The sequence below is a fragment of the Micromonospora sp. BS32 genome, from assembly GCF_059089345.1.
In genome coordinates, this window is record NZ_JBSSHR010000003.1 from 352,449 (window position 1) to 374,772 (window position 22,324).

Annotated in this window: 20 protein-coding genes; 13 read left to right on the forward strand and 7 right to left on the reverse strand. The window is 69.3% G+C overall.

What is annotated here, in order from left to right:
• Positions 1-304: 304 nt before the first annotated feature.
• Complete coding sequence (locus AC5RWQ_RS07085) at positions 305-1,471, forward strand: low temperature requirement protein A (protein WP_494281924.1); 1,167 nt, start codon at positions 305-307, stop codon at positions 1,469-1,471.
• Positions 1,472-1,884: 413 nt separating this feature from the next.
• On the opposite strand, the gene AC5RWQ_RS07090 is transcribed toward AC5RWQ_RS07085, so the two are convergent.
• On the reverse strand, positions 1,885-3,771 hold the full coding sequence (locus tag AC5RWQ_RS07090) for a glycoside hydrolase family 15 protein (RefSeq protein ID WP_494281925.1): 1,887 nt from the start codon (positions 3,769-3,771) through the stop codon (positions 1,885-1,887).
• Between the two features lie 546 nt (positions 3,772-4,317).
• Between AC5RWQ_RS07090 and AC5RWQ_RS07095 the strand changes: the two genes are divergently transcribed.
• Positions 4,318-4,464, forward strand: coding sequence for a zinc finger domain-containing protein (locus AC5RWQ_RS07095; protein WP_494282036.1), 147 nt, complete (start codon positions 4,318-4,320; stop codon positions 4,462-4,464).
• Between the two features lie 179 nt (positions 4,465-4,643).
• Here AC5RWQ_RS07095 and dmpG read toward each other — a convergent pair whose 3' ends face one another.
• Genes dmpG through AC5RWQ_RS07115 form a run of 4 tightly spaced genes read right to left on the reverse strand, consistent with a single transcriptional unit; the run spans position 4,644 to position 8,057 of the window.
• Complete coding sequence (gene dmpG, locus AC5RWQ_RS07100; RefSeq protein ID WP_494281926.1) at positions 4,644-5,666, reverse strand: 4-hydroxy-2-oxovalerate aldolase; 1,023 nt, start codon at positions 5,664-5,666, stop codon at positions 4,644-4,646.
• The gene (locus AC5RWQ_RS07105; RefSeq protein ID WP_494281927.1) at positions 5,663-6,601 is read right to left on the reverse strand and encodes an acetaldehyde dehydrogenase (acetylating); all 939 of its coding nucleotides are present in this window, start codon (positions 6,599-6,601) and stop codon (positions 5,663-5,665) included. Before AC5RWQ_RS07105 ends, dmpG begins: the two co-directional genes overlap by 4 nt.
• Positions 6,601-7,416, reverse strand: coding sequence for a 2-keto-4-pentenoate hydratase (locus AC5RWQ_RS07110; RefSeq protein WP_494281928.1), 816 nt, complete (start codon positions 7,414-7,416; stop codon positions 6,601-6,603). The genes AC5RWQ_RS07105 and AC5RWQ_RS07110 overlap by 1 nt, the downstream gene beginning before the upstream one ends.
• Positions 7,413-8,057 (reverse strand): TetR/AcrR family transcriptional regulator, encoded by a 645-nt coding sequence (locus AC5RWQ_RS07115; protein ID WP_494281929.1) that lies wholly within the window; start codon positions 8,055-8,057, stop codon positions 7,413-7,415. Before AC5RWQ_RS07115 ends, AC5RWQ_RS07110 begins: the two co-directional genes overlap by 4 nt.
• 119 nt (positions 8,058-8,176) lie before the next feature.
• Here AC5RWQ_RS07115 and AC5RWQ_RS07120 point away from each other — a divergent pair, with 119 nt between their 5' ends.
• The 4 genes from AC5RWQ_RS07120 to AC5RWQ_RS07135 are packed head-to-tail and all read left to right on the forward strand — an operon-like array spanning position 8,177 to position 13,200.
• Complete coding sequence (locus AC5RWQ_RS07120; RefSeq protein ID WP_494281930.1) at positions 8,177-9,037, forward strand: alpha/beta fold hydrolase; 861 nt, start codon at positions 8,177-8,179, stop codon at positions 9,035-9,037.
• Positions 9,034-10,020 carry a VOC family protein gene (locus AC5RWQ_RS07125; protein WP_494281931.1) on the forward strand — a complete coding sequence of 329 codons (987 nt, stop codon included), beginning with the start codon at positions 9,034-9,036 and terminating at the stop codon, positions 10,018-10,020. The genes AC5RWQ_RS07120 and AC5RWQ_RS07125 overlap by 4 nt, the downstream gene beginning before the upstream one ends.
• Positions 10,017-11,618 (forward strand): bifunctional 3-(3-hydroxy-phenyl)propionate/3-hydroxycinnamic acid hydroxylase MhpA, encoded by a 1,602-nt coding sequence (mhpA, locus tag AC5RWQ_RS07130; protein ID WP_494281932.1) that lies wholly within the window; start codon positions 10,017-10,019, stop codon positions 11,616-11,618. Before AC5RWQ_RS07125 ends, mhpA begins: the two co-directional genes overlap by 4 nt.
• 31 nt (positions 11,619-11,649) lie before the next feature.
• Entirely contained in the window at positions 11,650-13,200 is a 1,551-nt protein-coding gene (locus tag AC5RWQ_RS07135) for a long-chain-fatty-acid--CoA ligase (RefSeq protein ID WP_494281933.1), read from the forward strand.
• An 87-nt stretch (positions 13,201-13,287) separates the two neighbouring features.
• Here the strand turns inward: AC5RWQ_RS07135 and AC5RWQ_RS07140 are convergent, their stop codons facing one another.
• A complete protein-coding gene (locus tag AC5RWQ_RS07140; protein WP_494281934.1) occupies positions 13,288-13,719 on the reverse strand; it encodes a hypothetical protein in 432 nt (143 codons plus the stop codon).
• A 297-nt stretch (positions 13,720-14,016) separates the two neighbouring features.
• Here AC5RWQ_RS07140 and AC5RWQ_RS07145 point away from each other — a divergent pair, with 297 nt between their 5' ends.
• The 4 genes from AC5RWQ_RS07145 (at position 14,017) to AC5RWQ_RS07160 (ending at position 17,782) form a co-directional block, all read left to right on the forward strand.
• Positions 14,017-15,066 carry a patatin-like phospholipase family protein gene (locus AC5RWQ_RS07145; protein ID WP_494281935.1) on the forward strand — a complete coding sequence of 350 codons (1,050 nt, stop codon included), beginning with the start codon at positions 14,017-14,019 and terminating at the stop codon, positions 15,064-15,066.
• 92 nt (positions 15,067-15,158) lie between these two features.
• Positions 15,159-16,286 carry an AI-2E family transporter gene (locus tag AC5RWQ_RS07150; RefSeq protein ID WP_494281936.1) on the forward strand — a complete coding sequence of 376 codons (1,128 nt, stop codon included), beginning with the start codon at positions 15,159-15,161 and terminating at the stop codon, positions 16,284-16,286.
• Complete coding sequence (locus tag AC5RWQ_RS07155) at positions 16,273-16,575, forward strand: low temperature requirement protein A (RefSeq protein ID WP_494281937.1); 303 nt, start codon at positions 16,273-16,275, stop codon at positions 16,573-16,575. Before AC5RWQ_RS07150 ends, AC5RWQ_RS07155 begins: the two co-directional genes overlap by 14 nt.
• An 82-nt stretch (positions 16,576-16,657) precedes the next feature.
• Positions 16,658-17,782: an FUSC family protein gene (locus AC5RWQ_RS07160; RefSeq protein ID WP_494281938.1), complete on the forward strand. Its 1,125-nt coding sequence runs from the start codon at positions 16,658-16,660 to the stop codon at positions 17,780-17,782.
• A gap of 36 nt (positions 17,783-17,818) precedes the next feature.
• Here AC5RWQ_RS07160 and AC5RWQ_RS07165 read toward each other — a convergent pair whose 3' ends face one another.
• Positions 17,819-17,995: a hypothetical protein gene (locus AC5RWQ_RS07165; protein ID WP_494281939.1), complete on the reverse strand. Its 177-nt coding sequence runs from the start codon at positions 17,993-17,995 to the stop codon at positions 17,819-17,821.
• A 61-nt stretch (positions 17,996-18,056) separates the two neighbouring features.
• Between AC5RWQ_RS07165 and AC5RWQ_RS07170 the strand changes: the two genes are divergently transcribed.
• The 3 genes from AC5RWQ_RS07170 to AC5RWQ_RS07180 all read left to right on the forward strand — a co-directional run bounded on the left by AC5RWQ_RS07170 (position 18,057) and on the right by AC5RWQ_RS07180 (position 22,323).
• Positions 18,057-19,265, forward strand: coding sequence for a low temperature requirement protein A (locus AC5RWQ_RS07170; RefSeq protein WP_494281940.1), 1,209 nt, complete (start codon positions 18,057-18,059; stop codon positions 19,263-19,265).
• A 550-nt stretch (positions 19,266-19,815) separates the two neighbouring features.
• Complete coding sequence (locus AC5RWQ_RS07175) at positions 19,816-20,985, forward strand: low temperature requirement protein A (protein ID WP_494281941.1); 1,170 nt, start codon at positions 19,816-19,818, stop codon at positions 20,983-20,985.
• 174 nt (positions 20,986-21,159) lie between these two features.
• Complete coding sequence (locus tag AC5RWQ_RS07180) at positions 21,160-22,323, forward strand: FUSC family protein (RefSeq protein ID WP_494281942.1); 1,164 nt, start codon at positions 21,160-21,162, stop codon at positions 22,321-22,323.
• The last annotated feature ends 1 nt before the right edge of the window (position 22,324 follow it).

Genomic DNA, 22,324 nt, shown 5'->3' on the forward strand with positions numbered 1-22,324 from the left:
TACGGCTCCTCGATCGCCGATACAGGGGCAAGCCGGCAACTCCGCTTCACGGGAGACCGCCGGAGGGGCGACGGGAAAGCAGGGAGCTGGCCTGGTCGGGCAGGCTACGGCTGGACCGTTACTGGGGAATTACTGGCGCAGCCCACCCAGCACCGCAGCGATCGGCGCGAGGGGCGCCGGACACGGCAGGTTTATCGCCTCCCGCCGCGGCTACTCCACCTCGTGTTTCCTGGCCGGAGGTCTGGGCTTGCCGAGGCAGGGGAACGCCGTGCGCGCCTGCGGCGGCGAACCAGACTGATGACGGATGGATGAGCCGGGCCGCGAGCGGCACGTACGGGAGGAGGTCAACTGGCAGCGGGCGAGCATCCTGGAGCTGTTCTTCGATCTCGTCTTCGTCTTCGCGCTCAACCGGATCAGCTTGCGGCTGTTGGACGACTTCCACTCCGGGGGGCTCGGGTTCAATGAGTTCGCTGAGACCCTTCTGCTGTTTCTGGGGCTCTGGCTCATGTGGCAGACCACTGCCGCGTTGACCAGCCGGGTGCGTCCGGATTCGCGGCCGGGTCAGTTCTTCGTGTTCTCCTCGATGGCCGGTGCCACCGTCATGGCGGTTTCGGTGCCGCAGGGGTTCGAGGAGCGGGCCCTGGTCTTCGCCGGTGCGTGGGTTGCGGTGCGGGTCAGCCGTCTGTTGGTCTATTTCTTGGTCAGGCAAGTGCGGACCGAGGGGTCCGCACTACCGGGGTTGCTGTCGCTCGGCGGAAGCACAGTTCCGTGGATCGCGGGGGCGTTGCTGCACGACCCGCTTCTGCGCGGTGCGCTCTGGGCACTTGCGCTGGCCATCGAGTTCCCCGGGTTCGTGGTCGGCTTTCGCCGATGGGCCGGCACACAGGTCGCGGGCGAGCACCTGGCCGAGCGGTTGCAGCAGATTTTCTTGATCAGCTTGGGCGAGGCCGTCTTCGTGTCCGGCCTGGCGTTCTCCGACAGCGACATCACCCTCCCCCACGGGATGGGGTTCGCGCTGGCCTTCGTCGGCATCGTGCAGCTCTGGCGCATCTACTTCTACCGGGCCGGCCTGCTCCTGCCGCTGGCCATCACCGCCGCCCGCGATCCGGCCCGGCAATCCGTGACGGCCGCCTTGAATCATCTGATCATGATCTCCGGTGTCGTCCTCGCTGGCGTCGGCTTCGAGTTGTACATCATCGAGCCCACCGGCCGGCCGGAACCGAACTGGCTGGTGGCGATCCTCGGCGGTCCGGCACTCTTCCTGGTCGGGCGGGCTCCCTTCGAGCTGCAGGTCTTCGGCCGGATCTCCCCGTCACGGCTGATCGGGCTCCTCGCCCTCGGCCTGCTGATCCCGGCCGTGTGGCACGCTCCTCCGCTGGTCGCCGGTGCGGGCGCCACGGCCGTGCTGGTCGGAATCGTCGTCGCGGACGCATGGCGCGCTCGCGGGCGAGAGCCCGAGCCGCCCCGCTGATGTAGTTCCTCGCGCAGCTGAGCCCCATCCGCTGCGAGGCGGACGCGTCAGCCTCGCGGCCAGCGACTCTGGCCGGCACGGAGCGCCGATCGACCACACGTCCCCGGCGTCGGCCCCGTCCCATCGCCGCTATCGACGCGCCCGAGGCCAGGAGCCCGCGCCACCCGCCCCGCGGATCTGACCTATCGGGGAATCCCGCCCGAATCCCGCCGCTCACGGAGCGAGCGTCAGCGCCGCTGGCCAAGCCGGCCAACCTCGTACGGATTTGCTGATGGATCTCGACCAGTGCGCGGGTGGGCAGCGGTTCCTGCTGCGCGACCGGGATACGAAGTTCACCGAGGGCTTCGACGCGGCGTTCACCGCCGAGGGCATCGAGGTGATCAGGACTCGCCGCAGGCACCCCGGGCGAATCTTCACCGGCGCAGTGAAGCTCGCTCGACCATGGGGTAGGGCGGCACGCGACACGGTGCCGGTGGAGCGGGTATGAGTTGATCGAGGGTCAACGCGGCGTTGATCAGCGCAAGGTGACTGAAGGCTTGGGGAAAGTTGCCGAGCTGCTCGCCGGTCGGGCCGATCTCCTCCCCGTAAAGACCGAGGTGGGTGCTGTAGGTGAGCATCTTCTCGAAATTGATCAGCGCGTCGTCGACACGTCCCGAGCGGGCCAGGGCTTCGACGTACCAGAAGGTGCACATGCTGAAGGTGCCTTCGCTGCCGCGCAGGCCGTCGGGCGACGCGGAGGGGTTGTACCGGTAGACCAGGCTGTCGGAGACGAGCTCGTGGTCCATTGCCCGCAGTGTGGACTGCCACATCGGATCGTCGGGCGCGATGAACCCCACGCTCGGCATGGAGAGCAGCGCCGCGTCCAGGACGTTGCTGCCGTAGTGCTGCACGAACGCTCGGCGTCCGGGGTGGTATCCCCGGCTCATGATCTGGCGGTAGATCGTGGTTCGTTCGGTGGTCCAGCGGTCGATGTCGGCGGGTACCCCGTGCCGCTGAGCGAGGCGGATGGCCCGGTCGAGAGCGACCCAGGACATGAGGCGGCCGAAGGTGAAGTCCCGGCGGCCGCCCCGGGTCTCCCAGATCCCTTGATCGGGTCTGTCCCAGTGCTCGCAGAGCCAGTCGACGACCTTCGCCGTGTTGAGCCACGCCTGATAGGAGGTGCGCAGCCCCTGCGTGTCAGCCAAGTGGATGGCGCTCAGCGCTTCGCCGTAAATGTCGAGCTGGAGCTGGTCGGCGGCGGCGTTGCCGATCCGCACGGGGCGGGAGCGTAGGTAGCCCTCGAGGTGGTCGAGCTCCTCCTCGTCTAGGGCTGTCGAGCCGTCGACGCGGTACATGGGGTGCAGCGGTGCTGCGCGGTCTGCCGCCTCGGAGATCCGGTCGTTGAGCCATCGCAGATATCGGCGCGCTTCCTCGGTGAAGCCGAGCCCGAGCAGGGCATAGACCGACCACGAGGCGTCGCGGACCCAGGTGTACCGGTAGTCCCAGTTCCGCGTCCCGCCGATCTGCTCCGGCAGGCCGGCGGTGGGAGCGGCGATCAGGGCACCGGTCGGCGCGTACGTCAAAAGCTTCAGCGTCAGGGCGGAGCGCTCCACCGCTTCCCGCCACCGTCCGACATAGCAGGAGCCGCCGAGCCAGCCCCGCCAGAAATCCCGGGTCTGCTCGTACATGGACCGAATTTCCGCCGGTCTGATGAGCCGGGGTGGCTCGGTCGACCCGGTTTCGACGAGCACCCCGCTGGTGGCACCCTCGCGCAGGGTGGCGAAGGCTCGCACCCCGTCGCCGTCGCGTTCGATCGCGACTTCGTCCGGGGGCTGGTCGGCGTGGCGGACCCGATGCGCCGTCATGCTGAGCGTCGGGCTGCGGAAAACGGCGCCGTCGGCGTACATCTCGACCTCGTGCGGGTCGCGCCCATAGTTGAAGCGCGGCTGGCAATCCATCCGGAACTGCATGGTGCCCCGAACCACGCTGATCAGCCGGACGAGGCGATGGCGATCGGTCGCCGTATCGCCGGCCACCGGCATGAAGTCGATGACCTCGCCCACGCCGGCGGGAGTCAGGAAACGGGTGATCAGGATCGGTGTCCCCGGAAGGTACAACTGCTCCTTCCTGACGTAGTCGGCGCCATGGGGCGCGATACGGAAATACCCGCCGTTTTTGTGGTCGAGCAGTCCGGCGAACACGCTGGGCGAGTCGAACCGCGGCGCGCAGAACCAGTCAAGAGTGCCGTCGTCCGCGATCAGCGCCGCCGTCTGCAGGTCGCCGATCAGGCCGTGTGACTCGACGAATGGATACAGCTCCACTCACCGCCCTCCTGCCAGGACTCCTGCAACATGCTCCTCACCGTAAGTGCTGGCGGGACCTCAGCGGCGCACATCGGTCAGGACCAGCGCCAGTATCACGGTGCATGTCGTTCGCGACCATGCATCCCAACGACGTCCGACGCTGATCGCTGTTGATGTGTTCCGTCCTGAGACAGCGGGACCCGCGATCGCGCGGTGCGGCCTTCGCCCATAACCGCCCACGGACCCGGACTTTCATGCGAAGCGGTCAGCCGCATCGCTACCGAGGCGAAGCCGGCCTGCGACTTGCCGGTAGTGGGCGGAGTGGCATCGGCCCGGGATGCCGGCCGGGACGGATGCGGGTCGCGCTAATCCTCGCCTGCCACGTTTTCGCACGTCAACGTCGATGTGTGACGGCCCTCGCAACGGGAACGCTGGATCGGGAAAGGGGGAGTCCAAGTGTCCGATCCGACGCAGGTAGCGCGGGACGCGCTCCAGCGGATTCACCTGGCCGCCGTTAAGTACCAGGACGACGGGCTGCACCAGGCGGCCAAGGAGGTCACTTCGGTGGCTCGCTCGCTGGGGCACGATCCGGGGCCGACCGAGACGTACCGCCCCTGCCCCGTCTGTGGTGCCGAGCCAGGGGCAAACTGCCTCAAAGTGCCGGGGCACTCGATGGTGAGCGGGATGCATCCCGAGCGAACGCAGGAGTAGCACGAAGAAGGACCCCTGTCTCACCTCCCGCGGCTAGAAGCGTCGGGCGTCCGCAGTGGACGGACCTGACCTTGGCCAGCGAGCAGGAAGCCCTGGTCAGCGCATTGCCGCTGACATCGATGTGCCAGAGATTAGGAGGCGGCGATCCGCTTTTCGTCGAGCTCCGCCTCATCGGACGGTCATCTCTGGGTGAGGTCGAGGGCGATGTCCATGATCATGTCTTCCTGGCCGCCGATGAGTTTGCGCCGGCCGACTTCGCGCAGGATGTCCCGGGCATCGAGCCCGTACTGCCGTGCGGCGGCTTCGGAATGGCGCAGGAAGCTGGAGTAGACGCCGGCGTAGCCGAGGGTGAGGGTTTCCCGGTCGACGCGGACGGGTCGGTCCTGCAGCGGGCGGACGAGGTCGTCGGCGGCGTCCTGGAGGGCGAACAGGTCGCAGCCGTGTTGCCAGCCTTGCAGGGTGGCCACGGCGATGAACGGTTCGATCGGACAGTTGCCGGCGCCGGCGCCATGGCCGGCGAGTGACGCGTCGACGCGGGTGACGCCCTCCTCGACCGCGACGAGGCTGTTGGCCACGGAGAGGGACAGGTTCTCGTGGGCGTGGACGCCGATCTCCGTGCCCGGGTCGAGGACGTCCCGGTAGGCGCGCACCCGGTCGCGGACGCCGTCCATGGTGAGCCGCCCGCCGGAGTCGGTGACGTAGACGCAGTGCGCGCCGTAGGACTCCATGAGCTTGGCCTGGGCGGCGAGCCCCTTGGGCTCGGCGAGGTGGCTCATCATGAGGAATCCCGACACGTCCATGCCCAGCTCGCGGGCCGTGGCGATGTGCTGGGCGGCGATGTCCGCCTCGGTGCAGTGGGTGGCCACCCGGACCGACCGTACGCCGAGGGCGTGGGCCTGTTTGAGGTCGTGGATGGTGCCGATGCCGGGCAGGAGCAGGGTGGTGAGGCGGGCGCGGGTGACGGCGGCCGCGGCGGCTTCGATCCACTGCCGGTCGGTGTGGCTGCCGGGGCCGTAGGTGAGGCTGCCGCCGGCGAGCCCGTCGCCGTGGGCGACCTCGATGCCGTCGACGCCGGCGGCGTCGAGGGCGGTGACGATCCGGGTGACGTCGGCCGGGGTGATGCGGTGCCGGGTGGCGTGCATGCCGTCGCGCAGGGTGACGTCCTGGATGAACAGGCGGCGGGCGGGTGCGGTAGCGGTCATCGGATGGCTCCCTGGGCTGCGGTGAGGCGTTCGGCGACCCGAAGTGCCGCGGAGGTCATGATGTCGAGGTTGCCGGCGTAGGCGGGGAGGTAGTGGGCGGCGCCTTCCACCTCTAGCAGGACACTCACCTTGGTGGCGACCGGTGTCGTGTCGTCGGGCAGCAGGGTGTGCACCGGCTCGTCCGGTGCCACCGGGGTGAACTGCACAGGCTGCTTGAGGCGGTAGCCGGGGACGTACGCGGCGACGTCGCTGATCATCTGCTCGATGCTTGCCCGGACGGCCTCGTGGTCGGCGGGGCCGATGAGGCACTGCACGGTGTCCCGCATGATCATCGGCGGCTCGGCCGGGTTGAGGATGATGATCGCCTTGCCGCGCCGGGCACCACCGACCTGTTCGATGGCGGCGGCCGTGGTCTCGGTGAACTCGTCGATGTTGGCGCGGGTGCCGGGACCGGCCGACCGGGAGGCGATCGAGGCGACGATCTCGGCGTACGGCACGGGCGTCACGCGGGACACGGCCGCGACGACGGGGATGGTGGCCTGTCCCCCGCAGGTGACCATGTTGACGTTGCCGGCGTCCAGGTGCGCGTCGAGGTTCACCGCGGGTACGACGTACGGGCCGATCGCGGCCGGGGTGAGGTCGACGAGCCGCTTGCCGTACGGGGCGAGGGCGGCGGCGTTGGCCCGGTGCGCCCCGGCCGAGGTGGCGTCGAAGACCACGGCGATGTCGGCGAAATCGGGCATCGCGATGAGGCCGGCAACCCCCTCGGCGGTGGTGGGCACGCCGAGGCGGCGGGCCCGGGCGAGGCCGTCAGAGGCGGGGTCGATGCCGACCATCGCGGCCATCTCGAGGTGCTGCGACAGGCGCAGGACTTTGATCATCAGGTCCGTGCCGATGTTGCCGGATCCGATGACGGCGACCTTCGTACGCGACATCAACTGCCGCCTTTCGTGACGGGGGTGGTGAAGGTGGCCTCGACGCTGCCGAGGCCGGTGAGGTCTGCGCGGACGTGCATGGCCTGGTCGACCCGGACCATCGGCCCGAGTGCGCCGGAGAGCACGACGTCGCCGGCGCGGAGCGGGTCGTCGTGGGCCAGGGCGGTCCGGGCGAGCCAGGCGAGGGCCTCCAGCGGGTCGCCGAGGCACGCCTCGCCCGAGCCGGTCGAGGCGGGCACACCGTCCACGAACATGGTCATCCGCACCGCCGCCGGTTCGACGGCGTCGAGGGGGACCCCGTCGGCGCCGAGGACGAACAGGCCGCTTGAGCCGTTGTCGGCGACGGTGTCGGCGAAGCTGATGTCCCAGCCGGCGATGCGGCTGTCCACGATCTCCAGCGCGGGCACCGCGTAGGCGACCCGCCGGCGCACGGTGGCGGCGGTGACGCCCGGGTCGACGACGTCGTCGGCGAGGACGAAGGCGATCTCGGCCTCGACGCGGGGTTGCAGCAGCCGGTCGAGGCTGATCACCGCGGACTCCGCGCACGCCATGTCGTCGAAGAGCATGCCGAAGTCGGGCCGGTCGACGCCGAGCTGGCGCTGCACTGCCAGGGAGGTGAGCCCGACCTTGCGCCCGACCGGCCGCCTGCCGTCCCGGACCCGGGCCTCGGTCAACCGGCGCTGAACGGCGTAGGCGAGGGTCTCGTCGTCGGGGCCGATGAGGTCGCGAACCGGCGGACACGGCGTGCGGGTCTGCACGGCGGTGCGCAACCGACGAAAGGCTGCGGCTACGGGATCGGTGGTGCCGGTGGTCATGGGGCCTCCGTGGCGGGACTGCCGCCGGTCAGGCGGGTGAGGCTGTAGTACAGGGTGCGGCCGAGCAGTTCGAACAGCCGCGGCAGGTCGACGCTGTCGCCGCCGATCTCCTTGGCGATGAACAGCCCGTCGGTGGCGGCGATGGCGTACGTGGTGATCGTTTCGATCGTGTCCCGGTCGGCGTCCGGGGCGACCTTGGCGAGCACGGCGGCGAGCCGCGCGCGGGCGATCTCCCGGACCTGCAGGAACACGCGCCGGGCGCTGGGCTCCTCCGGGCGGCGCTCGAGGGTGAGCATGAGCCCGAGGCGAAGGAAGTCGGGCGAGTCCAGCAGGGTCTTGGCGACCTTCACCGCCATCGCGGCGAGGCGTTCCGGCATCGGCTCGCTGTCGTCGCCGGGGAGGGCGAGTACGTCGACCCAGATGTCGAAGCTGCGCTCGATGACGGCGGCGATGAGGTCGTCCTTGTTCTTGAAGTGCCAGTAGATCGAGCTGGCGGGCAGGCCGCACTTCTCGCTGACCAGCGCGATGCTGGTGCCCTCGTAGCCGCGCTCACCGGCGATCTCGGCGGCGGCGTCGAGGATGCGCCGGCGGGACTCCTCGCCGTTGGCCCGGCGCTTGCGTTCGCCCCGAGATTCCGTCATTGCTCGCTCCCCTGTGTTTCCGGCTGATGTCTTGACGACGCTAGGAGCGGAGCCTACCGTAGCGGCCACTACAACTGGAACGATCGCTACATTAACAGCGTCGGGTTGCGGGAGGTCAAGTGAGCGTCGAGGAAGTCACCGCGGATCAGCGGCTGGTGCGAGTCGGTGCGCGGGACATCGCCGTCACCGAGCGGGGAGCCGGTGAGGCGGTGGTGCTGCTGCACGGCGGCGGGCCGGGGGCCTCCGGGATGTCGAACTACGCCCGCAACGTCGACGCCCTCGCACAGCGGTTCCGGGTGATCGTGCCGGACCTGCCCGGCTACGGCCGGTCCAGCAAGCACATCGACCAGTCCGACCCGTTCGGTGACCTCGCCGGCGCGCTTCGTGGGCTGCTGGACGCGCTCGGCATCGACCGCGCCCACCTGGTCGGCAACTCCTACGGCGGCGCCGCCGCGCTGCGGCTCACGCTGGACCGGCCCGACCGGGTCGGACGCCTGGTCCTCATGGGCCCGGGCGGGATCGGCATCACCCGACGTCCGCCGACTCCCGGCTTGAAGCGGCTGCTCGCCTACTACGGCGGCGAAGGCCCGACCCGGACCAAGCTGGAACGGTTCATCCGCGACGACCTGGTCTACGACGGCACGGCCGTCCCCGCCGAGATGATCGAGGAGCGGTACCAGGCGAGCATCGACCCGGAAGTGGTCGCCAATCCGCCGCTGCGGCGCCCCGCCGGGCTACGCACCCTGCTGCGGATGGATCTGCTGCGGGACAAGCGGCTGTCCCGGGCCGCCACGCCCACGCTCGTGCTGTGGGGCGCCGACGACAAGGTCAACCGGCCGTCCGGCGGGATGCTCCTCGCCGAGCGGATGCCCCGCTGCGACCTGTACCTGGTCGCCAGGACCGGCCACTGGGTGCAGTGGGAACGCCCGGACCTGTTCAACTTCCTCACCGCCGCCTTCCTCTCCGAGGAGTCCGAATGAACGTCTTCGGCAAAGTGCACCTTGGCTACCTGTGCATCGAGACCACCCGGTTCGCAGACTGGCGCCGCTTCGGCGCCGACGGCGTCGGCCTGCACGTCGACGAACTCGACCGCCACCGGATGCGCTTCCGGCTGGACGACCACGAGTGCCGCCTGCTGCTGCAACGGGGCCCCGCAGAGGACGTGACCACCGTCGGCTGGCACGTCGACGACCATGCGGCGTTCGACGACATCGTCGCCCGCATCACCGCCCGCGGCGTCACCGTCGAGCAGGGCCACGACGAGGAGGCGGCGCTGCGCGGCGTGCAACGGCTGGTGCGCTTCCCCGGCCCGAAGGGCCTGGTCCAGGAGCTGTACACCACTGCGGTCACCAGCACCGCCCCGCTACACATGCAGGCCAGCGGCTTCGTCACCGGCGACGCCGGCATGGGTCACATCGCGATCAGCTCACGGCAGCCGGACGCCATCCACCGCTACTACGACAACCTGCTCGACGCCCGGCTCAGCGACTTCATCGTCGAGACGATCAGCAGGGTGCGCTTCCGGATCCGGTTCCTGCGGGTCAACGGCCGCCACCACACCGTCGCCGTGGCCAACACCGAGGGCCTGCGCATCGATCCGATCCGCACCGCGGTCCAGCACCTCAACACCCAGGTCGCCACATTGGACGACATGACCACCTCCTACCAGCGTCTCAAGCAACTCGGCTTCACCATGGCCCTCGGCATCGGGCAGCACACCAACGACAAGGAGCTCTCCTACTACGTCCGGACGCCGTCCGGCTTCGAGTGGGAGGTCGGCTGGAATCCCATCGTCGTCGACGAGGCCACCTGGGAACCCACCACCCACCAGGGGATCAGCATCTGGGGGCACACCCCCGAGGGCCAGACCGTCATCGACAAGCTCAACCAGTTCCGCCACGGCGCGGCTTCGCTGCGCCGTGCGGAGGTCACCGTCCCGGCACTGAGCGGAGCCACCGCATGAACACCGAACTGCGCGACTACGACGTCATCATCGCCGGATACGGCCCGGTCGGCGTGACCGCCGCCAATCTGCTCGGCGGCATGGGCGTACGGGTGGCCGTGGTCGAGCGCGACGCCGCCATTTTTCCCCGCGCGCGGGCGATCTCCACGGACGAGGAGACGATCCGGATCTGGCAGGGGATCGGCCTCGCGGAGCGGCTCAAGGACGACATGCTCGCCGGCCTGCCGATCGACTTCGTCGACGCGCGCGGCCGGTCGTTCCTGAGCCTCGCGCCGGCTCCGCGGGGAAACGGGCACCCGCCGCAGCTGTTCATCTACCAGCCGGCCATGGAGCAGGTCCTCCGCGACGGTGTGGACCGCTACCCGAACGTCGAGGTCCTCCTCGGCCACGAATGTGAGGCCGTCGAGCAGGACAGCGACAGTGTCACCGTCACCGCGCGGGACCTGACCGACGACACGCTACGTACCCTGCGCGGGGCCTACCTCATCGCCGCCGACGGCGGTTCCAGCCCGATCCGGACCCGGCTGGGCATCGGCTTCGACGGCCGTACCTACCACGACCGGTGGGTCGTCATCGACACCAAGGTCAAGCGGGACTGGGACACCGTCGACCGACTGCGCTTCCACTGCGACCCCGCCCGGCCCGCCGTGGACTGCCCGACCCCGCTGGGCCACCACCGCTGGGAGTTCCCCGTCCTGCCCGGCGAGGACGAGCAGAATCTCGTCAGCCACGACTACATCTGGCGGCTGCTGCGCCGCTACGGCCGGACGCCCGACGAGGTCGAGATCCTCCGCGCGGTGGTCTACAGCCACCACGTCCGCTTCGCCGCCCAGTGGCGCGTCGGCCGGATCTTCCTCGCCGGCGACGCCGCACACGCGATGCCGCCGTGGATCGGCGAGGGCATGTCCTCCGGCGTACGCGACGCGGGCAACCTGTGCTGGAAGCTGGCCGCGGTGCTCCGCGGTGAGCTGCCCGATGACGCTCTGGACAGCTACGAGGTCGAGCGCAAACCACACGTGCGGGAGATGACCGCGCAGGCGGTGCGATTCGGACGGATCATCACCGAGCGACGTCCCGGGCTGACGGCCGTGCGCAACGCCGCGTTCCGGGTCCTCATGCGAGTCCCGGCCTTCCGCGCCTACATGCAGGAGGCCGGGTGGTTCCCGGACACCAGCTACCGGAGGGGCCTGCTGGACCACACCGGTGGCAACCCGGCGGTCGGCGAGCAACTCCCGCAGCCCTGGGTCCGTACCGACGGCCGTGACCGCGTCCGCCTCGACGACGTGCTCGCCGGTCGGTGGACGCTGCTGCACACCGGCCCGGCCCGGCCGTGGTCGGCCTGGGCGGCCAGCGGAGTTTCGTGCCTGCAGGTCACGCCGGCGGGCTCGGCCCCCGCGCCCGGCACGATCGTCGACAGCGACGACGTGCTCATTCCCTGGATGCGCCAGCACCGCGGCACCGTGCTCGCACTCCGCCCCGACGCCGTCGTCTACGCCGCCGCCGGTGACGCCGACCTGCCCCGCCCACCGTTCGTCGCCGCGCCGCAGGCGCCCGTCGGCGAACACACGCCACCGCCTGCCGCGACGGCAATGCCCTGACCTGACCGGACCCCACCCAAGGAGAGCCAGGATGCTCAACCTCGCGCTCATGCTCGAAGGCACCGCCGAACGGCTGCCGGGCAGGGATGCCGTCGTACTCGGTAACACCCGCTTGTCGTACGCCCAACTCAACGGTGCGGCGAACCAGGTCGCACATCTGCTCGTTGGCAGCGGCATCCGGCCGGGCGACCGCGTCGCGCTGTCGTGCCCGAACCTTCCGTACTTCCCGATCGTCTACTACGGCATCCTCAAGGCGGGCGCCGTCGTTGTGCCGCTGAACGTGCTCCTCAAGGCCGACGAGATCGCCTACCATCTGCGGGACTCGGGGGCCAAGGCGTACTTCTGCTTCGAGGGCACCCCCGACCTGCCCATGGGTGCCGAGGGCTGGCAGGGTTTCGGCAGGGCCGACGAGTGCGGGCGCTTCTTCCTCATGACCGCGGACCCCCAGGCGCCGACCCCGATCGAGGGGGCCACCACTCTGCGGTCCGCACTCGCCGGCAAGGCCCCTCGGTTCGAGACCGTGGTTACCGAGGGCACGGATACCGCGGTGATCCTCTACACCAGCGGGACGACGGGACAGTCAAAGGGCGCCGAACTGACTCACGCCAACATGGTCATGAACGCCCTCTCGTGCTGGCGCCTCTTCGGCGCCGTCGATGGGGACGTCCACCTGGTGACGCTGCCGCTCTTCCACTCGTTCGGGCAGACGGTGCAGATGAACGCGGGTCTGTACGGTGCTGCCACGCTGGTTCTCCTGCCCCGGTTCGATGCCGCAACGGCACTGGCGCTGATGGAGCGGGAGCACGTCACCTTCTTCGCCGGCGTGCCGACGATGTACTGGGGCCTGCTCAACGTCGACCGGGAAAACGGCAACACTCCGGCGATCGCGGCCAACCTGCGGATGGCGGTCTCCGGCGGTGCCGCCCTTCCCGTGGAGATCCTCGAGCAGGTGGAGAAGGTCTACGGCGTGCGGATCCGGGAGGGCTACGGCCTCTCCGAGACCAGCCCCGTCGCGTCGTTCAACCACCCCGGCCGCGCGGCCAAGCCCGGCTCGATCGGGCAGCCGATCTGGGGCGTGCAGCTGAAGCTCGTCGACGCGGACGGGAACGAGGTCCCGGACGGCGAGTCGGGCGAGATCGCCATCCGGGGTCACAACGTCATGAAGGGCTACCACGGCCGCCCCGACGCAACCGCTGAGGCGCTCCGGGACGGGTGGTTCCGCACGGGTGACGTCGCCCGCCGCGACGAGGACGGTTACTACTTCATCGTCGACCGCGCCAAGGACATGATCGTCCGCGGTGGTTTCAACGTGTATCCCCGCGAGATCGAGGAGCTCATCCTGACGCACCCTGACGTGAGCCTGGTGGCCGTGGTCGGCGTGCCGCACGAGTCGCACGGCGAGGAGGTGAAGGCCTTCGTGATCCGCAAGCCGGGATCACGGCTGACCGAGGGCGAGCTGGTGAACTGGTGCAGGGAGCGGATGGCGAGCTACAAGTACCCTCGCCTCGTCGAGTTCCGACACGAACTGCCCATGACCTCCACGGGCAAGATCTTGAAGCGCAAGCTTCGCGACGAGGCGTGAACTGAAGCCACGGATGTCGAGGGCTGGGTCCAGCGGGACGCGCGTCTGAACGCACCGTGGGCCCAGCCCCGAGGGTTCGAGCAATGCTCAGGAGCGTGCGGTGCTGGCGAGTTCGTCGGCGTAGGCGCGGGCGTCGATGGCGTCCAGCACGGTCAGTTGAGCGTTGTAGGCCGCCCACTCGGCGAAGTCGAGGGCGTCGGCCGCGCCCATTTCGGCCCAGTCCGCATCGCCGGCGGCGGCCTTCGCGTCCACCTGCCGAGTCCGCCTGTCGATCTTGGCCTTGATGTCCTCGGTCTTTGCGGCGGCGTCGGCCTTCATCTGCGCCCACTCGCTCCGCCTTTCGGTGGCGGCCTTCTTCGTACCCTGCTGTGCCTCAGCGGCGGACCGGTTGAGCTCGCCCTGGGTTTGATCGATTCGCTGCCGGAGCTGCTCACGGGAGTCGGCGGCGGCCGCCTGCACCTCGGTCTTGGCCGCCGCAGCACGCTGTTGCAGTGCGTCGAGTCGGTCGGAGAAGTCCATGGTTCCTCCCTGTTTCCCGCCATTGCCGGTCACAACTGCCTCTCTCAGCCGGCCTTCGCAAGCGCCGGGGTGAGCTGGCATCACCCGTGCCGGATGATGTGACGCCGGGTCCCGCGCTGCATCGACCGTCCGTGTCGCCCCGCACCATTGCGGCTGGCTCCGGCTGACCGCGCGGCCGAGATGGCCGACTGGCCGGAGCTGGCCAGTCGGGCTGCCCGCACAGAGAGCGAAGTCCCGAGACCGGATATCCGGACCTCCGTTTCGTGATTGAGTGTTCAGCAGCGACGGGGGTGTCCCTTGAGCCTGCCCGACATGCCAAGCGGACTGCGGCTCGACCTCCTCGACATCGAAGCCTCGTGGCCCAATGTGGGTGGGAGCAGTGGACGGTGGTGCGTGCGGATCGCGGTGACACTCGGCGCAGGCGGGGCGCGCGGCTATGCGCACATCGGGGCGATCCAGGTCCTTGAGGAGCGTGGGTTCGACATCGTTGCGATCGCTGGCTCTTCCATGGGCGCCCTCGTCGGGGGGCTGTACGCAGCGGGCAAGCTCGACGCCTACGCCGAGTGGGTGCGCACCATCGGCCAACGCGACGTGCTGCGTCTGCTCGATCCGGCCGTCGGCGCGCCCGGCGCGTTCCGGGCCGAGAAGCTCATGGCCCGGGTCAGGGAACTGCTCGACGGCGCACGCATCGAACAGCTGCCCAAGCCCTTCACGGCGGTAGCGACCGACCTGTGGGCCGGCCGAGCCGTGTGGTTTCAGCACGGCCCGGTGGACGTCGCGGTGCGGGCCTCCATCGCACTGCCACCCGCCATCACACCGGTCATGATCAACGGCCGGCTCCTCGCCGACGGTGGCCTGGTGGAGCCGCTGCCGATAGCACCGACCACCTTCATGCCGGCCGACGCGGTCGTCGCCGTGTCCCTCAAGCCTGCCCGCGCCAACTCCCACCCGGGGGCAGCTGTCCGGGAATCGGCCGACCCGCCGGGACAAGGGGGGCGGGACCACCCGCGGGGCCCCGCCGGAGTCGTCGATCGGGTGATCTCCCGCGGCGGCGCATCTGGTGACGGCAGCCCGGCGGCGGACGCCTCCGCCGAAACCATCACCACCGACGACGGGCCACATGGCCAACTCCCCGCCGACCTGCGCGCATCCGACGTCATGAGCCTGTCGTTGGAGGCCGTACGGGATCTTCTCATCCGCTACCGGTTGGCCGGTAACCCGCCGGACCTGCTGATCGAGATACCGACAAACGCCGTCCGGACGTATGACTTCCACCGGGCGATCGACATGATCGAAGTCGGCCGGCGGGCAGCGCTCGATGCCCTCGCGTCGAGCCCGTTCGCCTGACGGCGCGTCCAGCGATCGAGACTGCTCCGCTGGTGTTTCTGCCTCTTGGCAGCGGGTAGCCGCGCCCGGTGAGCGACGCCGACGATCGATCCATGGCCCGCCGGACGCTGATCGTCATCGGTCTGGTCCTCGTCACCCTGTTCGGGCTGGCGTTGGTGTGGGAGACCCGGCGGGTGCTGATCTGGGTGGTGGTGGCCGCGTTCTTCGCGGTGGCCCTGAATTCCCTGGTGGATCGGGTGCAGCGACGGTTCGTTCGGCGTCGGGCGGCGGCCACGCTGGTCGTGTTCCTGGCCGCCTTCGTGGCTTTCGCCGCGCTCGGCGTGCTGATCGTGGTGCCCCTGCTGGACGAGCTGGCCCGCTTCGCCGACCGGGCGCCGGACCTGGTGCGTGAGGCGCGGGCCGGGCGCGGGCCGGTCGGTGAGCTGCTGGAACGGTTCCACCTGCGGCGCTACGCCGAGGCCCACGCCGACCAGTTCCAGCGCTTCGGCGGCAACCTCGGCCGGTCGACGGTCGGGCTGGTCCGCGGGACGGTTCAGGGCGTCGCCGGAGTGCTGACCGTGGTGGTGCTGGCGTTCCTGATGGTGGTGCAGGGGCCGCGGATCACCGCCAGGACGCTGGCCCTGGCCGGTGGCGCCCGGCAGGAGCGGCTGCGCCGCATCGGCCGGGAATCGGCGCGCACCATCACCGGCTACTTGAGCGGCAACCTCCTGATCAGCCTGATCTGCGGCCTGGCGACCTTCGTGGTGCTCGCGCTCACCGGGGTGCCGTTCGCCGCCGTGATCGCGCTGTTGGTCGCCATCGCCGACCTGATCCCCCTGGTGGGGGCGACTCTCGGCGCCATCGCCGCGGGCGGCGCCGGCTTCCTGCACTCCCCCACCGCCGGGGTGGTCGTGCTGGTCTTCTTCGTGGTCTACCAGCAGGTCGAGAACCACCTGCTGCAACCGGTCATCATGTCCCACGCGGTCCGACTGAACCCGCTGACCGTGCTGGTCAGCGTGCTGCTCGCCGCCGAACTGGGCGGCCTCCTGGGAGCCCTGCTGGCCATCCCGGCCGCCGGCATCGTGCAGATCCTGCTGCGTGAGTTCGTGCCCGCCGTCCGGCAGGCCGACTCCATACCCGCCGAGGCCGGCCCCGCAGACCGCGCGGGGGGCGGCGGCCCGGACCAGCCGGCGGGCGACCACCCGGGGGACGGTGGGACGGCCGGCGATGACGACGGGTAGGGCGAGCAGGCCGCTGCGAAGACCCGAGCAGGGGCGTCCTGGGTTCCTGGAACTGTTCTTCGACCTGATGTTCGTCTTCGCGTTCTTCCGGCTCTCGCAGGAACTGCTGGAGCATCTGAGCTGGACTGGCGCGTTCCAGACACTGGTGTTTGCTGCTCCCGTGTTGCATGTCTGGGCCTATATGGCGAGGTCTACGAACCTGTTCGACCCGCGGCATCCGCTGATGCAGCTGGCGTCGCCGAGCCACAGGCACGGGAGCGGATGTAACCGAATCGCCTCGACAGGGTGAACGGGTCGTGGGTTTGTGAGAGCCGGGCGGGGTAACCCCCGCCATGGCCGCTGACCGGAGCCCCCTGCCCCGCCCTGAGGAGGTGGTCAAGCAGGCCAGAGACGTAGTGGCGCAGGCTGCACGCCGTGGTGGTAGGGCCGGCCGACTGCGGCTGCGTCAGGTTGAGATCGTCCTGGTCATCGCGGCCCAATGCGGGCTCGCCGCCACTCTGGCCTGGGGGCTCGCGCACGAGGTGGCGGGGCGTCCCGCGCCGGTCTTCGCGCCCAGCGCGGCCGTCGGCACGATTGTCGCCGCACTCGGACAGCGCGCCCGACGTACGGCCGAACTGATGCTGGGCGTCGGGCTGGGCCTGCTCATCAGCGATCTCTTACTGCGTTACCTCGGGTTCGGGGCCTGGCAGATCGGCGTGGTGGTGGCGCTGGCCATCGCCGTCGCCCTGCTGATGACCGGGCACAGCGGCGCGCTGGTCGCCCAGGCCGGCAGCACCGCCGTGCTGCTCTCCACGCTGTCACCGGTCCAGCACAATCTCGAATGGGAGCGGCTCATCGAAGCCGGGTCGGGCGCTGTCGTCGGGCTGGTGGTGGTGGCGTTACTGGTGCCGATCGACCCGATGCGCACTCTCCAGCGCGCCGCCGCACCGCTGACCGAGACACTCGCATCGCAGCTTCGGGAGGTCGCACAGGCGCTGAGACAGCGGGACCCGGACCGCGCGGTGCGGGCACTCGACCAGCTTCGCGGTATGGACGGCGACCTCAACCGGCTGCACGAGGCGCTGGGTGGCGCCGAGGAGGTGACGATGATCTCGCCGGTCCGGTGGCGGCGGCGCCGCGATGTCGAACAGTACCGACGCGGGATCCAGTGCATGGATCGAGTGGCGCTCACGTGCCGGGCTATGTCCCGCTGGGCGGCGACCTCGCTGCAGTACGACGAGCCGGTGCCGGAGGAACTCATTGCCGCCGTGGAGAGGCTCGCCGAGTCGGTCCGAGTGCTGCAGCGGGAGGCACGACAGGCTGGGACGTTCGAGCAGACCCGCGAGGCGGTACTGGACGTCGCTCGGCTGGTCGGCAAGGCCTGCCGAAAAGGCCTGAGAGCGTACGGAAGTGCCATGGTGATCCAGCTCCGCACAGCGTTGAGTGACCTACTCCGGGCGACCGGGTACGAAGCGGACACGGCCAACCGTATGGTACGAGAGGCGGTCAACGCATAGATCGGTCGAAGGCCCTCCTGGCTGGATGGACGTCGGTCATGGACGGCCATCGAGGGCGGGCAGTGGCCGCTGGCAGATCTCGTGGGCCTGGTCGGGCGGAGGGCCGAGCACACGCAGCAGGTCCTCGGTGACCCGGTCGGTGGCTTCGGCGTCGTCACGCTCGGGGTGGTACAGCAGGATGCCGCGGGCAGTGTCGATGTCGGCAACGTTCAAGACCCTACGGCATGGTACGAATACTGTCAAGACCGGCAGAAACGGCACAAACGGGCGGCCGATGACCACGGGTAGGGCGAGCAAGCTGCTGCGAAGGCCCGGGCAGGGGCGAGCGGCATTCCTGGAACTTTTCCTGGACCTGGTGTTCGTCCTGGCGTTCTTCCAGCTCTCGCAGGAACTGCTGAAGCATCTGAGCTGGACTGGCGCCTTCCAGACACTGGTGTTGCTGTTCGCCGTGTTGTTTGTCTGGATCGCTGCGACGAGGTTTACGGACACGTTCGACCCGCAACATCCGCTGATCCAGCTGGTGGTCATGTCGATCATGTTCGGCACGCTCGTGTTGGCGGCTGCGGCGCCGGATGCGTTCGGCCGGCGGGGCCTGGTCTTCGCAGGTGTGTACGTCGTCGTCCGGCTTGGCATCTTCGCTGTCGCGATCCTTCTGTTGCGGGGCCACGAGGGGCAGCGCAACGCGCTGCGGCTACTGTTCTGGGTCGGCATCAGCGCGGTGCTCTGGGTCGCGGGGGCTTTTTTGCCCGGCTGGGTGCGGGGAGCGCTGTGGATAACGGCGGCGGCCGTGGAGTTAGTGGGGATCGCACTCGGCTTCCCCACGCCGCGGCTGGGCCGCAGCGGCGAGCGCCGACTCGAGGTCGTGGTCTCCGAAGAACACGTGGCCGAGCGGTTCCGGCAGTTCTTCATCATCGCCCTCGGCGAGCCGATCCTGGTAACCGGACTGGCATTCGCAAACGGCGCGTTCGGCGCTGCCCGCAGCGTCGCGACCCTCCTCGCGTTCGCCACCACAGCACTGCTGTGGCGCATCTACATCCACCGCGCCGGAGCACTGATAGCCGACGCCATCACAGCGGCACCCAACCGACTCCGCGTTGGTGTCCTGACGGTCTACGCCCACGTGATCATGATCGCCGGCATCATCACCATCGCCGTCGGCGACGAACTCGTCATCACCCACCCGCTCGGACATTCGAACCTGGCCTGGCTCCCCGTAGTCCTCGGCGGACCCGCCCTGTTCCTCGCCGGACGAGCCATCTTCGAATACGCGGTGTTCGGCCGCGTGTCCCGCCCCCGCGTGATCGGCGCACTCGCCCTGCTCGTCATCACCCCAGCGATGGCGCTGGTGCCGCCGCTGGCAGTAGCCACCACCGCTGCCTTCATCCTGGCCGTTGTCGCCACCCTCATCCTGTTCGGTGTCGCCGCATCCGACGTGGCCCGCACTCGAAGACGCCCATCCGAGCCACCGTCACCACCCCGTTAGACGATCACGGGCGGGCAGACGATCTGCTTCCCGCTGTGCTGATCCCCTTGGGTCGCTGTGATCGTGATGACGGATCGCGTTTCCGCCACACATCCGAAGCCTGCTAGCGGATCTCTCAGATCAAATTGCCCGTCCCGCCGACCTGGGCACATGGCGGTCTAGCAGCGGAAATACCTCTTGACATCTCACACCACTCCCCCGCTGTCCGTCGACCTCTTGCAGACTAGATGCGGTCTGCTCGGGGTTGGGCGGCGCGCGGAGCGCCAGTTTGGACGGAGGAGGAGCACCGCCACGAGACACCCGAAACGCCTGCTCGTGACACGGGGTAAGCCACAGCTCGTGTCCGCTCGTGCCCGTTCGGGCACCGGCTACTAGCAGGTGGCTGGGTCAGGCGGCCGACCACCTAATCCCTAGCCTCGGCCGGGCTGTCCGGATCGGTAGTCGTTGTGCTCGGCGTCTATATCTGCAACGTTCGAGGCCCACCGCGTGTACGAAGACGGTTAAGGCGGACAGAAACGGCAGAAGTGGTCGGGTGATGACGACGGGTAGGTTGGGCGTACTGCTGAGAAGACCCGAGCAGCCGCGGGCGGCATTCCTGGAACTCTTCTCCGACCTGGTGTTCGTCCTCGCCTTCCTCCGGCTCTCGCAGCACCTGCTGGAGCATCTGAGCTGGACTGGCGCGTTCCAGACACTGGTGTTGCTGTTCGCCATGATGCATGTCTGGGTCTCTACGGCGAGGTTTACGGACCTGTTCGACCCGCAGCATCCGCTGGTACAGCTGTTCACCATGCCGATCATTCTCGGCACCCTCGTGATGGCGGCTGCGACGCCTGAGGCGTTCGGCCGGCTGGGCCTGGTTTTCATAGCGGTGTACCTCGCCGTCCGGCTTGGTGGCCTCGCTGCCGCCATCTACTTTTTGCGTGGCCACGAGGTGCGGCCTAGCGCGGTGCGAATACTGTTCTGGGTCGGCGTGGCTTCGCCGGCATGGATCGCGGGTGCGCTCTTACCCGGCTGGGTGCGTGCAGCGCTGTGGATGACGGCGGCGGTCGTGGAGTACGTGGGGATCGCACTCGGCTTCCCCGCGCCGAGGCTGGGCCGCGGCGGCGCTCGTCGATTCGAGATCGTGGCCTCCGCAGAGCACGTGGCCGAGCGGTTCCAGCAGTTTTTCATCGTCGCGCTCGGCGAGCCGATCCTGGTGACCGGACTGACATTCGCAAACGGCCCGTTCGGGGCTGACCGCACCGCCGCGACCCTGGTGGCGTTCACCACCACGGGACTGCTGTGGCGCATCTACATCTACCGCGCCGGAGCACTGCTGGCCGACGCTATCGCAGCGACCACCAACCTAAACCGCCTTGCTATCGCGACGATCTACGCCCACGTGATCATGGCCGGTGGCATCGTCACCATCGCCGTCGGCGACGAACTCCTCATCACCCACCCGCTCGGACACACCGACCCGGCCTGGGCCACCGTCATCCTCGCCGGACCCGCCCTGTTCCTCGCCGGACGGGCCATCTTCGAATACGCGGTGTTCGGCCGCGTGTCCCGCTCCCGCGTGATCGGCGCACTCGCCCTCATCGCCCTCACCCCCGCGATGACGCTGATGCCGCTGCTGGCGGTAGCCACCACCGCCGCCCTCATCCTGGTCGGCGTCGCCGTAGCCGACGCGGTCCGCGCTCGAAGACGCCCCTCCGAGCAGCCGTCACCGCCCGGTTGAACGATCGCGAGCGGGCAGACATCCATGGTCTGAGCGGGTCGCAGGCCCATAAGCTGCCCGGCTTGGGCCGAGCGGGTAGCCATGGGAGCGGGGGCACCGAATCGCCTCGACAGGAAGCTCGACAAGGAGAACAAATCGTCGGGTTTGTGAGGGCCGGGCGGGGTAACCCCCGCCATGGCTGATGACCGGGGAGGCCTGTATCGCCCCAACGCCGCCGCCCGGCACGCCAAGGACCTGGCGGCGAAGGCCCGGCGTCAGGGTGGCGAAGCAGGCCGGCTGAGGCTGCGCCTGTTCACGATCATTCTGTTCGTAGCAGCTCAATGTGGGCTTGCCGCCACGTTGTCCTGGGGGCTGGCGCACGACGTCCTGGGTCGCCCCGCACCGATCTTCGCGCCCAGCGCGGCCGTCGGCACGATCGTCGCCGCCCTCGGGCAGCGCGCCTTACGTACCGCCGAGATGATGCTCGGCGTCGGGCTGGGCCTGCTCGTCAGTGATCTTCTCATCCGCTCTCTCGGATTCGGGCCCTGGCAGATCGGCCTGGTGGTGATGCTGGCCGTCGCCGTCGCCCTGTTGATGACCGGGCGCAGCGGTGCGTTGGTCGCTCAGGCCGGCAGTACCGCCGTCCTGATCGCCACGTTCTCCCACGTGCAGCAGGGCCTCGAATGGGCGCGGATCGTCGACGCGGGAGTGGGCGGCGCCATCGGGCTGGCGGTAGTGGCGTTGCTGCTACCGATCAACCCGATGCGCATCCTCGACCGCGCCACCGCACCGGTCGCCGCGGCCCTCCACGCGCAGCTACGAGAGGTTGCACACGCACTGGCCGGGCGTGACCCGGACCGCGCGATCCGGGCGCTGGACCAGCTGAGCGCAATGGAACCCGACCTCGCCCGGCTGCACGAGGCCCTGGCTGGCGCCGAGGAGGTAACGACGATCGCGCCGCTACGCTGGCGACGCCGAATCGATGTCGAGCACTACCGGCACGGCATCCAGCACATCGAGCGGGTGGTCCTCGGGTGCCGGGCGCTGGCCCGCTGGGCCGCGACCACGCTGCAATATGACGAGCCGGTCCCGGAGGAAATCTCCGGCGCCGTGGATAGGCTCGCCGAGGCGATCCAGTTGCTGAGGCGGGAGGCACAAGCGGGTGGGCCGTTCGACCAGACCCGCAACGCGGTGTTGGACGGGGCGCGCCTGGCCGGCCAGGCGTACCACAAGGGCCTCAAGCCCTTCTCGGATGCCATCGTGATCCAACTGCGCACCATGGCGAGCGATTTGCTCCGCGCGACCGGGTACGAGCCGGAGACGGCCAACCGGATGGTGCGCGAGGCGGCCACTGCCTAGG